The organism is Algicola sagamiensis DSM 14643, from assembly GCF_000374485.1.
GTDB classification, from domain to species: Bacteria; Pseudomonadota; Gammaproteobacteria; order Enterobacterales; family Alteromonadaceae; genus Algicola; species Algicola sagamiensis.
In genome coordinates this window covers 1-14564 of sequence record NZ_KB894499.1, presented here as the reverse complement: position 1 = coordinate 14564, position 14564 = coordinate 1, and the positions used below count along the sequence as shown (strand labels likewise).

Here is a 14564-nt window from a genome sequence, read left to right as displayed (position 1 = left end):
TCTCCCTATAGATATCAATTGACTACCTTGAACTGTGTGGAAATCACACAGTGGGAAAGACTCTATACCCAAATTAGGTACCAATCAAGTGTGTTTTATTTATTGAGGGGGGTTGGTGTAAATAAATCGGTACGATTAATATTTATTTTAACCCTAATCAGTGCAAATAATGTTGTCGCCAGTCAATTAAAACTATGGTAAAAATGACTATAATTTAGTAAAAGAATGGTCTGCATGGATGCGAATATTCAAGACAAAAATGTTTCATCAATTTACGAAAAAGGAAAAAATTTCAGATGAACTACTGCTGATTATTGCTAAGGAAATGGAAGCTGGATTGATTGACAGCAATTTAGGCCGTGGTTTATTCAAAAAACGAATTGGACGAATAGGCCAAGGAAAAAGAGCAAGTTACCGCAGCTTAATTGCATTCCGTGCCCAAGATAGGCTTATTTTTATGTATGGTTACGCGAAAAGCTCAGTAACCAAGTCAAGGAAGGAAATTAGGATTGCAGAGTTAAAAGCATTAAGACAAGTCGCGTCAATTCTGCTCTCGATAAATTTAGATGAAGTTTCGATCCATTCTCAGGCATTAATCGAGGTAAACGATGAGTGAAATAATCAAATCTTTAAGAGAAGATCTCAGTACATTATGTGATGAAAACCTCATCCCCAAAGTGACGCTCCGAGAATTCGACCAAGCACACATGAGCCAAATCACTGCAATGTCTAGCGATGAAGTAAAAGCACTCCGTTTGAAGCTCAACATCAGCCAAGCAGTCCTCGCAAAATATATGAATATGTCACCAGAGAGCATTCAAAAATGGGAAAGGGGAGAAACCAAGCCTTCTGGAGCAGCTTTGCGATTGCTGAATGTAATCCAAAAGCATGGGTTTTCGGTTTTTTAGGGGGATGAGCTAGGTTATTCTTTTCTTAAGGGGCTATTACACGAACCTTAGCTTCAGGGCTGAATAACTACTTCAGGATTTGAAGACCATGTTGTTTCACCAAATGTAATAATTTGAGCGAAGGACCGTTTGGCTTCTTAATGCCTTGCTCCCACTTTTGTATAGTCGATAAGCTTGTGTTTAGGTATGCAGCAAAGACACTTTGACTGGCTTTTGTACTGACTCGAATTGCTTTGATCTCATTGGCATCCAATGCAGGTGTTTTTGGTAAGCAAAGCTTATCGAATTGGCGCATCGTCACGGTATCCACAACACCAACATCATGCATATCTTGAACGGACTCATGAACCACTTCCAAAATTGATTTATCCATGCTTTTTCATACCTGACGAGATCATCCGTTGAATGGCGTTACTGTCTAAATCAAGTAGCTCATTCGCATAAGCTTTTAGCGCGACAAGCTCATTTGGAAGAATATTCTGACGCATATTTTTAGCAAAACCGTAGATCAAAAATGTATCACGTGTGTTTAATAAACAGCCATGCTTAGAATCCATTCCAGAAACTTCTTAAAATATAGTACTTGGTGATATATATTGTAAATATGGATGATCTTAATGGACGACTTAGCAAAGGCACCATTCAATTCGTAAAATGTTTGCAAATTATATGACTATGTCACCTGAGGCAAAGAGTTTGCTCTCAATGCCTCATTGTGATTATTTAGATCTTGTCTGCACAAATACAAATTATTTCATTTGCTCAAGTATATTATTTATCTCGCTTGATAGTTTTTCATAATGTGTAAAAGCTTTTTGTATTTTTACTAGAATACTGCTTTCATGATTGATCTTGTTTTTGACTAAGTTAATCATGATTGATTCAGTAAACGTCCGTCCTCTGTTACTAATTAAAAAATCTGATTTGAGGCACATAGTAATCAATTCGTCTATACCACCGTTATTTAGTACGTCTAAAAGCTTCCAATAGTAGTAGCTGAAGACATAGTCATCGATCAAAATTCTGTTAGTATCGTTGAAATAAAGAGGGTTTTGTCCAGCAATTACAATTAACTGACGCTCTATTCCTTTTGACTCAAATAGATCTCGAAGGCCACAGTGCAAACGACTAAGTGAGAGGCATAGTTTTGCATTATCCACATTATCTATTTGAGGTATTGCATTATCAATAATCTCACTGGAAAAATCTAAAAGTTGGCTTTCATCAATTTCCCCTTTTTCTAGAGCTTGCTTTTTGTATCTGAGGCACTCCTCGATCATTAAATTCCTATCGTTAAGTTGCTTGGCTTTGTTAAGAAGGCTAATTATTGAATCTAGTTCTTTTGTAAATTCTTTTGTATTAATTTGAATCATCATATTCGAGTTCATCCACATGACTTTGGTAATGACCTGTACCATTTTCCAATACGTTTTTCTATACTCCTAAATTTGGAACGATTTTCCGAGAAGGCTTTCTGTATTTCTTTAGGTAGACCTTTGGAATCTCTTAGTGCTGCTCCACTAGCAAAAGACTTATACTCTTTTCCTTTGTATGAAGAGTGAAAGTGGATTGGTGCATGCTCAACTCTGGTTCCTGGCGATGGGTTTACATTCCCGAAATTATGCCAAATCCTAATACCATTTTTATTATAAATAACTTTATCAGGAAGCTGTGTTGGTGTTTGCTTTTGATTATGAGTCAGAACACCTGAGTTACCAACAAAGTAGTTGTGCTGCTTCGAAACTGTTATGTTGTAGGTTTCTTCATATTGAATAAGAGTAACTTTTTCAACACCCTTAACTGGTACTTTTTGGGCTCCTTTTAGAAGTAAAATTGTACTAGGAGTAATGTCTTCAGCTTTTACCCAATGATTATGTAGGGAATCCCAAAAAGGATGTTCAGGAGTTGCAATGAGTTCATCATTTCCTATATCAATTTTTATCCATGTTTTTGTTCTTCCTCTATGAGTTTGAACAACTTCTTCAATGACTTTTTTCCCATTATCAATATCGAATGCAAAAACTTGATCACCAGCCTTGAGTTCTTCAATGGCTATGGTTCCTAATGGTGTATCAACCAAAGTACCTTTTTGGAAACAGAATGTAGGGCTGTTTGTCTGTTTAGAACTTTTTGATACTTTATCTTTATTATAAGCATCTACAATTCTACGTACTGCCTTTAAATCTCCTCTTTCAATGGCATCATTCACTTCCCTTAATAGCTTTTGTGTTTTTAAATAGTCAGCCAGTCCTTTTGGAAGTTTTATCTTTGCTTTCTTTGCTGCTATTTCAACAAGATCAAATGTGACTCTCTGTAATGCTCTTGAGCGTTTTAACATCCGCTCTTCGTTATACTGCCCTGTAGGGTCAATATATCTAACCGGATTATTCCTCGCATACGCATAAGGCGTCCATTGCTGTGGATCCGTAAATCGCTCCGGCAATGCAAATACCGGGTCTGGGGTCAGGAATTGGCCTTGTTTATGGTTGAGGTAACGGTGGGAGAAATAGCCGAGGCCTGTCTCTTTATCCGTTTCTTTGCCAGTAAACTGATACGGCGCAAGGCCAGTTTGTCCAAATTCTTTATCTAACTCACCAAATGGGGAGTAGGTAAAGGCGTTGAGGACTTCTCCTTGTGCATTGGTTGTGAGGGCTGTAGAGCCTAAGTGTTGATTCAGATATAACGCTGTGGGCTGGAAAGCGCCACCGGATTGACCGGAGCGGGCGATCTTATCATTGCCAAAGGTGACATATTTATACAGTGTGCCATCACGCAGTTCGACTAAATCATTGATATAGACGACCTGAGATGGCATCCCTGTTTTTGGTGTATTGATTTTATAACGGCGTTGGTGACGGGCGTCATAGCCAAACTCTGTTTTTCCTTGGGCGCTATCGACACGAGCAAGACGCTGGTCATGGTCCCAAGTATAAAGTTGGTCATCGTCAGTGAGGCGGTTTCCACTTGGGTCATAGGATAATGCATGTCCAGCATAGGTCAGGGCATGTGGACCTGCCGAGTCTTCCCCTTCACGGCCTTGGCGGTGCCAACTACCTTGGTTGGTATGATCTGCGGAATTACCATAACGAAGCAGTTGCTGCTGAGTGCCTGTCAGTGGGTTGTTGACCGTTTTTGCCAGCATATTGCCAATCGGGTCATATCGGAACTGATAGGTGTTTAATCCCTTCGCTTCAATCAAACGATACAAGTCATCATATTGATAACGAAAACTCTGCTTGAGTTGATTGGATTGGCTGCCTTTCAGACCAAGCTCTTTGCCGATTGCAGTGAGTGCGACCTTGCTGCGGTTATCGTTGATGGCCTCGATATTCGATACCGGGTCATAGGCATAGCTGAGGTCTTGGATGGTTAGGCCGTCTTTACCACGTGTTGATTGTAAGCCAGACAAGCGCAGACGGTTGTCATAACGATACTGGGTTGTAATACCATTTGCTAATGTTCGCGTATCAAGAGTTCCAGCAGGGGAGTATGTCAGTGAATCCACAACACCTGGAATATGGCTGAGCAACCCACGCAGATTGTAGACATAGCTGAGTGAGGTGCCATCAGGATATTGATAATTTGTGAGGCGGTCCGCGGCATCATAGCTTAGATGTGTTGCATAGGTTTTGGCAGCAATGTCAGGGCCTTGGATATGACGCTCTTGCAAGACTTGGCGACCGCGGGTATCAAACCCAAAGGCTTCAAAGCCAACTTGATCCTCAATACGCGCAATTTGACCGAGCAGGTTTCGGCCAGCTTCGCCTTGGTCATATTGATAGCTAACAACAGGTGTGCCTTTGCTGAATTTCGGCGTCCAGATATGGTTGTTAATTGTCGTATCATCAGTTTTTTCTTCTGCCCAGTATTTTGCAGTGACACGATTGACACCATCGTAATCAAAGTAAATGACTTTGCCACGGGCGTCACGCTGGGCAACCAAATTATTCGCTTCATCATAATGACGGTAGACTTTGCCGCGATTCGGATCGTTGTAGAAGTAATTACGGCCCAGTGCATCGTACTGCATCGTGCGTACGTTCTGCTGTGCATCCGTTAAGCGTGTGAAGTGACCCAGCACATCATACTCATAGGCTGTGCGCCATTCGGTTACCATGCCGATTTCACCATTTTGGTCAACGGCAACGATTTCGTCGACGTGACGCAGACGGCCTTGTCCTTTATCATCCAATAATCCATCAAAGGTTAAGCGTTTTTGGGCGCCACCACGTGCGGAGCTTGGGTCAGTTTGTGCTTCATCTTCAAGAAGTTGCACCAATGGCTCATGGGTGATTTGTGCAAACGTACCATCAGGGTGTGTTGTTTTTTGTACACGGCCCAACGCATCATAGGTCATATGTTGAAAAACAGAGGATGGCGTCTTCTCAAACCCAAATCCTTGTGCAAAGAATGGATGATAGGTTTGAACAACTTGCCCTCTGGCATTTCGCTGTTGGTAGCCAGAGACTACGACTTGGCCTTCTTTTTCCCCCTCAGTTTGAGACATGAGGGCTTGGCCTGCGCCATCAAAATAGGTGCGACTATCGAGTGTGCCACCACCTTTGGTTTCACGCTGCTGCGTTTCAATCCAATTGACTGCTTTTCCGTTTTCTTCTGTTGCCAAATGGTAGGCATAGGTGACCGTTGGTGCTTGCGCGGTATCTCCCGGTCTGACAATCGAGGTTAAGCGTGCCAAACCATCATAACCGAAGGTCGTTTGATGGCCATTAAAGTCAGTAAAGTGTTGAATAACGCCTAAACCAACATCATAAGTGGCCTGGGCAGTCAGTGTTGTTTTGCCCGTTTCAATCGACTCTTTAACTGGGAAGGTTTGATATTGGTCATCATAAGTAATATGAACGGCGTGACCCGGCTGTTTGCCCCAAAGCGGACCAAAGTTGGCAATGACATTTCCATGCGTATCATAACGATGACGCTCAGCGAAAATTGCACTGTTGTCATCTTCTGGGAAAGTCCAGACTTTACTGGCTGTGAGAAGGCCTTCGCTTAGCTCACCTAAATTCGTCCCACTAAAGCTTTCGTCATCATAAAACCACTGTTGTTTCAAGTGGATTTTGCCTAAGCCATCAGCAACGGTTTTTTCAACTGGTAAATGCAAAAGCCAGTTGTCTTGACCTGCTGGATAGGATGCAGAATAACGCACTCGGGTGATCCGCTCGTCCTGCCACTGGCCAGATTTTCTGCCATGCTCGTGGGTGTAAATGAGGTTGCCGAATTTGTCGTAGTCATAATCCCAAGCGAGCGTCACAGGAGTACCACGGCCTTGCTCAGTAATGAGACGCTCTTTGCCCATGAGTGCAGCAAACTTCACGTCTCGGGATTCGTCTTCGTAACCTTCAACAAGGGTTTTGACGGTCCAAGTGTTGGTTTCTTTCCAGAAGATTTGTCCTTTTGCGTCCTTGGTCTCGACGGATTTTGTTTTGCCTTTGAGGACTTCTTCATCACGCCCAACAAAGTATTGAAAAGCTGTCAGCAAGGTCGGTTGGCTGGCGTCACCGAGTTCTGTTTGCTCAGAAGCAGCAAAACCGCGGAATGCTTTGTCTTCGCCATGATAATAACCATTGTGATAGTCAATGGTGGTGGTTTGTGACTGTCCTGTAATGGCGTCTTCATAAGAGAAAGACTTAAGGACCTGCATCCCGATGGGAACACCAGAATCCCAAGGTTTTCCATCCGCTTCATCCCGTTTCATCTCACGGGCTAAGGTTTCGTAATTGAGACGAATGGTTTGGCCAAGGCCGTTATTGATGGTTTTGAGTTGGAATGGTTGCTCTTTTGGATAGAAATCAATAAACGAAACACCACGATATAAGTCATACCAAAAAATATCGGTTGAGCCATTTCCGTTCATATCCATGAATCGAACGCTCGATATTTTTCCGCGAGCACGTTCTAACTTAATTGGGTCACTAAAGTGCGCCTTATTATGACTGGAAGTGTCCAGCCCTAAATTAATCCAGACCGTAACATGGTTCGAGTGTTTGAGCAGCATATCTGCTCGGCCATCACCATTGATATCAGTGAACGTCGCATAACGTCCATTCTTCATTTGAGGAAAGTAGTTTTCGTACTCGACTTTTTTCCCAAAACCATTCATCCCCATATTTGGGAAGTAGCGGACTTTTTTACCGGCAGCAGAAATCACATCGACGAGGCCATCACCATTCATATCTGCGAGCTTGGTTGTGTTTTTTCCAAGACTCATGCGGCGCATGCGTTCGTCACGGACATCGAGTTGGATCCGCTTGCTCCAGCCGTTCTCTAGATTTAAAGAGACGTAATACTTCCCATAAGCGCTAAAGAATGCATCGATCCGCTTGTCGTTATTCACGTCCATGAATCGAGAAGCTGAGCCACCAATACTGACTGCTGCTCGTTTTAAATCCGGAGCGGGCTTCCAATGGTTATCTTCTAATTCATATGTCTTGATTTTCCGAGAGTACTCCTGGACCATCTCTGTACGGCCGTCGCCATCAATATCAACCCAGTGAGTATTTGACGCCGTAACTAAATCACCAACTTTGGTGTCCATCCTTTTCTTTTCAGCATATTGCGGAAGTCCATGCTCATCAGGCCCAAGGTTGATCCAGTAATATGACCATGATTTAGAAGAGTTCAAAACATCTGCTAAGCCATCTTGGTTCATATCAATAAAGTCCGTCCCGTTTAGGCCAAACTTGATATTTTTTAGCTCAGGCAACTGCTTTTTCTCAAAAGATTCTGGTGTTGCTGATGTGTAGGTAAATGCTAATGGTGGACGAGATAATTGACCATCTCCTGATCGCTCTGTGATAGATGAGAGCATGGAGTGGGGGTGCCATTGATCTGTCGGTTGGTAGCTGAATTGATAATCACGCAACACTTTATCGGCTAAATGCGTGCGAATGTGAGCAATACGCTTGGTTGTTTTGACTTCAAAGCCAGGTCGATAATCTGTGAGAATATCTGTTCGGTCTTCATACTCAAAAGAGACCGACATATCCTTGTTATAGGAGATTTGGGCAGGGTAAACCTGTGCGGAGTCTTCGTCTCTGGTATATGTGTAATGGATTTGGTTCCCATGACGATCTTGGATTTTTTCCAAGTGCCAACGGAAGGCTTGATCATGATTGATAACCTGGGATTGATTCGAGATACCAAAGTAGAATTGAATGCCATTGGGTTTGACAACTTTCCAACCCGTTGATAATCGATGGTATGTCTCAAAACTACCCTCAAACTTCTTTCGGAAAGTCGTCGCAGTTGTTTGAACCAACTCGTTACCATCTTGGTCGACGAATGTATCCAGTTCACTGTATTCATCAACGTCACCATTGAAGTCGTTATCAAGACCATCGCCTTGTGGATACTCAGAATAATTGGGGAGTCCTTTATCCGTTTGTCGTTGGATATAGGGTATCGACAGCTTGAAGCTGAGGCCAAGCAAACTTGAGCCAAAACCACTGTTGTAGTTGATAGATAAGCCGGGGGTTAATCCTGCCCGTCCTTGCGGCAAAATAAGAGGAACGTGGTAACTACTTGTTCCCGTGTTGAGCTCTGGAGTAAACGATTCGCCAAGCCCAGTAACGCTTCCAGGACCCGTTGGTAAATTTAATACCGTGGGTCGAAGTGCAGTATAGTCAGAAGCATAGACCATCGAAGACAGCCAGCATGTCGCTATACTCGAAATGAGAAAATTTGTTTTTTTCATAAGGAAATTTGGAAATTGAAAAGTGGTGGCAGGAGCCACCACTTGAGGTTAAGGATTAGTAGCAAAGGCTATCGTAGCCGTTCGCTTTTTCGCGGTTAAAATAGTTATGTTGGATAACGACGTTGATATCTTCTAGATCATCTAGCTTGAAGTACTTGGCCCGCCCTTTTTGGATAAGTACTGACAGTTTCCAATCGGTTGCAGCAACTGGTCGGTCAAAGAACTGCTCGGTGTACGCAAAGTTATCTTTAGGGACATTACTGTCTTCATTCAATATTTTCCCGATAAATTGCGTATGAATATTTCGTGATGGATAAAAACCACCATTGTTATCTTGACGCCAAAATAGGCTTGGATACGCCATGATCTCATCTGATGTTGTATACGGACGTCCTTGATGATCCACACGAACTTGCCCTAACTCACGGCTCCTTAAATAACTGTTACCGCCGTAAGAGAGCTTCACTGTTGTCTGATCTTTGATGGTTGTATCTGTGTATAAAAGGTTGACTGCTACTTTATTAATTCTGTCACCATAAATACCTTCGTCACCATCACTCACACAAAGTATCGAAGAAGGTTTATCCTCGTCTAACTTGTAAGCCAATGGACCTTCGAAGAACGTGTCCATCCCTTGGAGGTTAGTTGTGCTGAACGGAATTTCCAACCAGACTTGCGCTCTGCGGCCTCTTCCTTTCACACGAATATACTTTTTCATCACGTGCTTGAACGCTTCACTTGCCTCTAACGCTTCAGGGGCTGACCCATCACCTTCATTTCCTTCATCATAGTAAGGAGCAACACCATTAGGGGTCGCCATATACAATTGTGGCTCTGCTTCATCCTCTCCGGTTTCATATTCCGTCAGGTAATCTTCGTCGATTAATGTAGGCGGGTAGTCAAACAGTCCTAGGACATTTTCCTTGATAGAGATAGTTGAAGAGATAGATTCAGGGATCTTGGAGTTGTTCTCTGTATTTTTCAAATCAATAAAGAATCTTCTCAGATCTTTCGCCGTTCGGATCTGGAATAGATCCTGCTCTAGGTTAATTGCGTCGAGTTGTCTGTACTCTAGAGATTTCTTCGCAAAATAAACCCACTTTTGTGCATGCTCAAAGTCTTTCTCTGCGCTGAGAAAATCTTTATGAAGGTTGCGGGTGTGGATCGGATCTGCATAATAACGCTTCGCAAGTGGGCTTGTTGAGCTAGTTAGGTGAGAGATCAGATAGTTTGCACGGCGGTACATACCGATCAGGCGCTCTGTTTCTTGATAGATTTGAAGCTCGGCTTGACCAAGCTGTAACAGGAGGGTATTCATGCGTAACCACTCATGTTTGATCTTTGCTTCACTTTCAATATCCAGTTTTTCACCATTGCCAGCGACCAATTGAGCTTGTTCTTCAAGGGCTAATTGTTGGCTTAACTCTTTTAATGCGCCCATCTCACGGATTGCACGAATATCGGAATTGGCCATCATGGAAGAAGTTAATGTGTTTGCAGCTCCTTCAACACCCGCTGCTGCTCCTCTTGCTGCTTGATAGGCAGCTTCAGATGCACCACCTGTGTAAACTGCGGCAACAATGCGAGTTGCAGTTGTAATCGCACCTGTGATTTTATTCGCTTTCTTTCTTCTTTCTGCTGCCTCTACTTGGATCTTGGTCATCTGACGAGTTATATCCATCTGCTTTTGACCATAATCCAGACGAACGTAGTTTTGATGATCGTCAATTTCTGCGACTTGAGCGCGCCTTCTAATTTCGATTTCGATGCCAGACTTTACACTATTGATCTGTTGTACAAATTCTTGCAGCTTCTGATTGGCATGGATGATATTCATTTGTTGAAGCCCAATATCGCTGCCAGTCATATCGGCACTTTCAAAACAGTCACCTGCGATAGATGTGTCTAGACAAGTTTCATGATATTGAACCCCAAGGAGCTTTGATAGCTCATTTTGATAAATATCTACGCTTTGATAAAACTTATCCTGGTATAACTTATAGTTATCATAAGTGTATGCTGCGATTTTAAAGCTATCAATTGCATAGTTCAGTTGCTCTTCGGCTTTCTCGGATAAAACCACATAACTGTCAAGATTTTCTCTACTATCCTGTCGATCAGGATAAATAATAAACTGCGCATCTTCAGGTAATCCAAGAATATTGATGTCACCTTTCATCCAAGCAATCGCATCTTTGAGCTGTCGGCGGGCTTTCATGAAACGCGTGAGGGCTTCAGGTAACCCCGTGTGTCCTTTCACTCGCATAAGGTTCGTATTCGGGAAAGCGACTTGAGATTTTGGACAACTTGATGAAAGTCCTTGCGGGGCCTTCCACCATCCATTGATGTATTGTTTGAATTTTGATGTATCAGTGACGATTAGATTGCCATCTTCATCTTTCTGACCCTCTTTAGGGACTAGGCTTTGCCAGTATTGAAGATCACGTGGTGCTTCTGGTGATAGTGGCTCTGTACCGACAGCACAATCATGATGGCGGCCAAGTGTTTCCAATAGTGTTTCTAATTGATGGGCTGAAACACCATGTAAAGATTGACTCACTTGACCTTGAGTTACATTGAGTTTCGCGAGCTTAACATGGGACTCTGCGGTCTGTGCCATCAGTTGATAGAGTAACGTGAGGTCCTTCCACCCTTCAAAAAGAGCTTCATCACTGCCAAGCATCTCACTGTAGTTATCCTCATCATAATACTTCGGAGAAATTAAGCCTCGTGTAGGTGTAAGATCGACTAAGATCTTTCGATAATTATCATCTGAGAAGAGCTTCCAATATTGGCTGAGTGCTTCCTTGTATATAGCTGAAGCCTCACTAATCAATTCTCTTTCCATTTCGATCGACTCTTCACGGAATCGGCTGATACGTGCTTCGTCGATCTTTTTGTTACCTAAAATGACTTTCGCGACAGCACGATCATAGAACAAGTCGATTAAGAGCTCATGCCAATCCGTTTTGCCGTCTTGATATGGTGTCAGATTTCTTTGAATCATATCCAGAGCATGATAAGTCAGACACTCCTCACTTTGGGCATAATTACCCTCTAGGTTACAGTCGCCAGTACTTTTGACTTGCAGTGGTAAATGATACAGCGACGTAAAGTCTAATGACGTGCTTCCTTGAGCATAAGCATTGACGATCGTCTTTTTGGAAGGATCCCAACGATACATTAAGTGTTTATATCGAAATGCTGCTTTGTATGGGGAATATATATGCAAAGATGGATTATGTTCTTCGGCAGACACGCTTTGATCTGCTTGATCAAAGTAGAGTGCTTGTCTGACAAGTTTTGTTAAGTCTTTACGAACATATATTTCTGCTATAACAGGCGGGGAGCTTTTATTCGTATTAGAACAATAATCTGTATTACAACCGACCAAGCTCACTTCATATTTCCCTTCGCTGAGCGTCAGAGTATGTGTTGTGACATTGCCTAATGGTGTTTTTGTTGTGACGTTATCTTTTGTCAGAACAACTGTATAACGTGTCGCATGCGGGACTTTTTTCCAGGTTAAAACCACATCTTTTGCTGTTTCTTCAGCATCGAGGAAATGTAAGGCTTTGACAATCGGTTTTGGTGAATCTGGATGACCAAGCTGAACTCTTGCTTGAACAGTTACAGGCGATGATTGAGCGGAACACTTATTTTTGGCATTACAGGCTTCAATTTTATATTGATGCTGACCAGGTCCATTGATCTCAACGGTAAGCTCTGTTGATTGTTGACTCACTCGTTGTTTCTGCTTTCTACCCTGTAGTTCAGTCATCAGGTAATACGCTGCATTTTCAACAGGAGCCCAAGTTAACTTGACCGTGGCTTTGCTATCCTTGTTTAACTTCACCTGATCTGGGGTTGCATTCAAGTGGCGTGGAGTATTGGGAATAAAAGAAACCGAAATTGGTTTTGCAAATTCCTTGAACTCTGAACAACCAGCGTTATTGTGTTGGTGGCAAGCTCTTACTCTAAATTTGAGCTTTGAGTTATTTTCAATCGTTGCAAATTTCTTGGTTAACTCACTGCCTTTATAGACCCTTGACCAATCACCGCCATTGACTTGGCGTTCAACTTCATAGGTAGCCGCACGTTCAGTTTTCGCCCAAGAAACTTGAATATTGCCAAGTTCGTCTGGTTCATTGACCGTGATTTGGGTTGGTTGTATAGGTGCTCTATAGACTTTGACAGTGCGAATAGGACCATATGAACCACAATTATTTGTCGAAAATCGGCAATTTTTTATCCGATAATCGTAGGTTCCTTCCGGGAGATCCTGTGTTTGTGATGTAGAATTAAACCGACTTGTTTTCCAAGCTCCACCATTATCGCGGCGCTGGAAGAAGTAATAATCAATATGATAATTTGGTTGTTCGTTACTTCGCTTGATCGTAAATGAGCGGTTAAAAAATTCATTATCATCTGCTCTGACAGGGCGACCTGTTGGAATTTGTGGCATACCACTTAATTTCCATCTTATTTTATAATCCATGCTCTTATTTGGATTTTTGGTCGCAGCATCAAAATACTTCTTGCCTGAATATTTGAGGCAACGTTTATATTTTTCTACACAATATTTATTTGAACTATTATTGGGATCGTAATATAAAGTTGTGGCTGAATAAGGATTTTTGATGATTTCCCAGTAAACTTTTTGATCGCCATAGGCTTCGATACCGGAATAATCAGCTTTCCAAGCACTTGCTATATCATTAAATGTTTTTGGTGGAAAAAGTCGGTCAAATTCTACGGATGTATTTTTATCTTGCTCTTCCCTATTTTTAAAAACTTCAAAAGTCATTCTATCTTTAAAGGACTGATCAAGGCTTACTCTACTGCCGTCACCAAAAAGTGCAAGAACCCAAGAACCCTTGATTTGAGGCCCATGTTTGCCTAGAGATAACTTGACACCCTTGGGAATATAAACACTGGTTATCTTATCATTTAAGCCAAGTGGCACTCCTGACCACTTTTGACTAGAGAAGCCATCTTTTGGAAAGAGAACTCTAGTGTCACCACTCCCATGGTGTTCATACACTTCGATCAGTTTTATTCCCTGATGGGAATTTTCCGATTGAGCAAAAGTTGTGGCTAATTGTGTGGCGAAATTATCAATCCAACTTTTATTCGATGCAGAGGCAAGCGAACTAAAGGTTGCCAAGGCAGTTAAACCGATAGTTTTTATTTTCATATTTACCTTTTGTTAGTTATTCCGTTAAGTAAAAACTCATAAATGCAGAGAAACACTTATGAAATTAAAAATTATTGATTTTTTCTTTTTTATTTAAGTGCTTAGTATTCATTGAAGTCAGTATTGAATACTCAGAGTAGAAAGGCTCTACTGAAAAAATATCTATAACCGTTGGTGGAAAATGATATAGAAAGGTTGTAAAGGCTCCTCTTTTGAGGAGAAAGTAAGGTATTTAAGTGAAAGATTATTTGGCTAAGTACGACAGACTTCATATACGACTCAAAGAAGTAAAGCTCATTCAGTTAATATTTGTTGTTTTTTAGAGCGCTTATCTCTTTTATAAGTTATAAGCAAATCGGGCGTGAATTCTAGCATTTAATTGGCTTTTCGCAATATTAAATAGTTATTTAGCATTATTATTTTTTTATAGAGAAAAGTAATTAACTTGATTCTCTTGTTTTGGTTTTGTAATCCCCCCATTTCTAGCAGCAGTTATTCGTAGAAATTCCTAAGCTACGTTCATTAACTGTCTTGGAGGAATGCCTCCAATGGCCGAGTGGGGCCGTTCATTGTTGTAATTCCACAACCATTCAGTTGCCTGTTGTTGGGCTTCTTCCACTGATTCAAATGCATGCATATCAAGCCATTCATGTCGCACTGTTCGATTAAATCGCTCCACATAAGCATTTTGAGTTGGCTTACCTGGCTGGATGTACATCAATGTGATTTTGTGTTTCTTCGTCCAATT

The 14564-nt window shown here is 41.8% G+C and carries 8 protein-coding genes; 2 read left to right on the top strand and 6 right to left on the bottom strand.

Going from position 1 to position 14564, the window contains the following annotated elements; translation table 11 throughout:
• Positions 1-238: 238 nt before the first annotated feature.
• Entirely contained in the window at positions 239-616 is a 378-nt protein-coding gene (locus tag C505_RS0113150; RefSeq protein ID WP_026317948.1) for a type II toxin-antitoxin system RelE/ParE family toxin, read from the top strand.
• Positions 609-908: a helix-turn-helix domain-containing protein gene (locus C505_RS0113145; protein WP_018693082.1), complete on the top strand. Its 300-nt coding sequence runs from the start codon at positions 609-611 to the stop codon at positions 906-908. Before C505_RS0113150 ends, C505_RS0113145 begins: the two co-directional genes overlap by 8 nt.
• A gap of 67 nt (positions 909-975) precedes the next feature.
• Here C505_RS0113145 and C505_RS0113140 read toward each other — a convergent pair whose 3' ends face one another.
• From C505_RS0113140 to C505_RS22365, 6 genes are all read right to left on the bottom strand, one after another.
• The gene (locus tag C505_RS0113140) at positions 976-1281 is read right to left on the bottom strand and encodes a helix-turn-helix domain-containing protein (protein WP_018693081.1); all 306 of its coding nucleotides are present in this window, start codon (positions 1279-1281) and stop codon (positions 976-978) included.
• Positions 1274-1465 carry a type II toxin-antitoxin system RelE/ParE family toxin gene (locus C505_RS0113135; protein ID WP_018693080.1) on the bottom strand — a complete coding sequence of 64 codons (192 nt, stop codon included), beginning with the start codon at positions 1463-1465 and terminating at the stop codon, positions 1274-1276. The genes C505_RS0113140 and C505_RS0113135 overlap by 8 nt, the downstream gene beginning before the upstream one ends.
• A 192-nt stretch (positions 1466-1657) precedes the next feature.
• Positions 1658-2284, bottom strand: coding sequence for a hypothetical protein (locus tag C505_RS0113130; protein WP_157369030.1), 627 nt, complete (start codon positions 2282-2284; stop codon positions 1658-1660).
• Between the two features lie 8 nt (positions 2285-2292).
• On the bottom strand, positions 2293-8619 hold the full coding sequence (locus C505_RS0113125) for a toxin TcdB middle/N-terminal domain-containing protein (protein WP_083938345.1): 6327 nt from the start codon (positions 8617-8619) through the stop codon (positions 2293-2295).
• 55 nt (positions 8620-8674) lie between these two features.
• Entirely contained in the window at positions 8675-13816 is a 5142-nt protein-coding gene (locus C505_RS0113120) for a fibronectin type III domain-containing protein (RefSeq protein ID WP_018693077.1), read from the bottom strand.
• A 508-nt stretch (positions 13817-14324) separates the two neighbouring features.
• Positions 14325-14564, bottom strand: a 240-nt coding sequence (locus C505_RS22365; RefSeq protein ID WP_018693076.1) for an integrase core domain-containing protein, incomplete at its 5' end; no start/stop codon positions are given.

Coding starts and splice junctions, on each gene's coding strand:
- C505_RS0113140 (WP_018693081.1), bottom strand. CDS start 1,281: ATGGATAAATCAATTTTGGAAGTGGTTCATGAGTCCGTTCAAGATATG.
- C505_RS0113145 (WP_018693082.1), top strand. CDS start 609: ATGAGTGAAATAATCAAATCTTTAAGAGAAGATCTCAGTACATTATGT.
- C505_RS0113135 (WP_018693080.1), bottom strand. CDS start 1,465: ATGGATTCTAAGCATGGCTGTTTATTAAACACACGTGATACATTTTTG.
- C505_RS0113150 (WP_026317948.1), top strand. CDS start 239: ATGCGAATATTCAAGACAAAAATGTTTCATCAATTTACGAAAAAGGAA.
- C505_RS0113120 (WP_018693077.1), bottom strand. CDS start 13,816: ATGAAAATAAAAACTATCGGTTTAACTGCCTTGGCAACCTTTAGTTCG.
- C505_RS0113125 (WP_083938345.1), bottom strand. CDS start 8,619: ATGAAAAAAACAAATTTTCTCATTTCGAGTATAGCGACATGCTGGCTG.
- C505_RS0113130 (WP_157369030.1), bottom strand. CDS start 2,284: ATGATGATTCAAATTAATACAAAAGAATTTACAAAAGAACTAGATTCA.